We start from the raw sequence: 2,031 nt of genomic DNA on the forward strand, positions 1-2,031 counted from the left end.
CGGCCCGCGCTGCATGAGCATGCCCTTCTGGCGCGAGGACCTCTAAGGTTTTCATAGACCGTACGGGTCTTAATACAAACATCTAGCTGCCATTAGATGTCTCCCAATGGGGCGGTGCGGGTTTTTCGCACCGCCCCATTCTTGTCTAATAAGTTAAATTAGCATCAGATAAGGTGTCCATTATGTCTAGAGGCGGTCACGTTGATACCCCAACGGTGTCGGCTTCTTTGTCTTTTGGGCATCATCTCGATTCCCATGACCTTTGCCGGCATCATCCCCGTGTTCTAGCGATTGGAGCTTAGTCATGGATATCAAGACAATTGGCGTTGAGGAATGGCTCAACGTTTGGGAGAAGAGCGCTACGTGGGACATTGCCCAGTCGACGATTTCGTCGCTGACCATGGGCGAGCTTCGCGCGCTCGACGAGCAGGACGGCGCTACGTTCTACGAGCGTCTGGATCGCGAGAAGATGAACTACGGCTGGATCGAGGGTTCGCCGGAGTTTAAGGCCGAGGTCGCCAAGCTGTATCGTTGCGAGGTCAATCCCGATCACATTCTGCAGACCAATGGCTGCACGGGCGCCAACCTCAACGCCATCATTGCCGTTGTCGGGCCCAGCGATCACGTGATTGCCGAGTGGCCTACCTATGCGCCGCTCTATGAGATCCCGCGTACGCTTGGTGCCGAGGTCGAGTATTGGGAGCTTCGCGAGGAGCTCGGATGGAAACCCGATATCGAACAGCTCAAGCGCCTCGTTCGCCCCAATACCAAGCTTATCTGCATCAATAACGCATCGAACCCCATCGGTACGGTGCTCGATGCAGACATGCTCGGGCAGATTGCCGAGATTGCCCGCTCGGTGGGCGCCTACGTGCTGTGCGACGAGGTGTATCTGCCGCTCGAGAACACCGAGTCCTTTATGTCGATGGCAGACGTGTACGAGAGGGCCATTGTCACCAACTCGGTGTCCAAGACCTATTCGACGCCTGCAGCCCGCGTGGGCTGGGTCGTTGCGGATGAAGAGGTGTCCAACCGCATCCGCACCTACCGCGACTACACCATGATCTGCAGTGGCGTGTTTAACGATGCTTTGGCGACCTACGTGCTCGAGCACAAGGACAAGATTCTCGAGCGCAACCGCAAGATCGTGTTTGGTAACCGAGATATCGCACAGGCTTGGATCGATACGCAGCAGCGTGTCTCTTGGACGGCCCCGCAGGGCGTGTCAACCTCGTTTATCCAGCTGGATATTCCCGAGGATGACGAGGAGTTCTGCAAGCGCCTGCTGGCCGATAGGGGAGTGCTGTTGGTCCCCGGTAGCCGTTTTGAGCTTCCCTGCGGAGCGCGCCTGGGCTACTGCGCGAGCGAAGATGTTCTTCGCGAGGGCCTGAGGCTTCTGGGCGAGGCACTGGCCGAGCTCGATCGCTAGTCCCTTGAGGTTCTCGAAGGCCTAAACCTTGCTGGACCCTAGGTGTACCGAATGCAGACCCGCTCCCTTTTGGGGAACGGGTCTGTTTGTCTTTGCTGCCGAAAAAGTCAAGTTGTTACAAATGGAGACGCAAGATCGATCGGGTATTCGATGGGCCTTATACTGAGCTTCCGGTGAACGGTATCCAACGTCTGGTAAACGGTAATCTGTTTGTCAAAAATGAATAGGACGCACTTTTTTCTGAATAAAAATCAAAATGGTTGAGACACAGCGAGAATTGCGAATTATATTCATATCGTTGCGTGAAATATGCAATTTGGGGGTGGTTTAACAAAGGTTAGTTTCAATTGATCCTGCGGTTAAAAAGCGTTTAAGCACGTAAATCCACTTTATTTAATCAAAGTATGCCATGCGTGAAGTATATGTGTATGCCGTTCACCCCTCATATAAAACCGTTCGGGGGCGAGGTGGAAGTATGGATTGATTTTGGATATAAATATGTCGTCAGCAATAACGCCTCACACGGAGGGGCGCTAACGAATCGGCCCTGACAGGGGCCCGAAAGAAAGGTAGGAGGCCATGACGAAAGGTCTGCACGTGCC

Annotated in this window: 1 protein-coding gene; it reads left to right on the forward strand. The window is 54.0% G+C overall.

The window, feature by feature from the left end; all coding sequences use genetic code 11:
* Positions 1-304: 304 nt before the first annotated feature.
* On the forward strand, positions 305-1,429 hold the full coding sequence (locus tag DW823_RS09585) for an aminotransferase (protein WP_118082042.1): 1,125 nt from the start codon (positions 305-307) through the stop codon (positions 1,427-1,429).
* Positions 1,430-2,031: the final 602 nt, after the last annotated feature.

The sequence above is a fragment of the Collinsella sp. AM34-10 genome (assembly GCF_003469185.1).
In the GTDB taxonomy this organism is placed as follows: domain Bacteria; phylum Actinomycetota; class Coriobacteriia; order Coriobacteriales; family Coriobacteriaceae; genus Collinsella.

Coding starts and splice junctions, on each gene's coding strand:
- DW823_RS09585 (WP_118082042.1), top strand. CDS start 305: ATGGATATCAAGACAATTGGCGTTGAGGAATGGCTCAACGTTTGGGAG.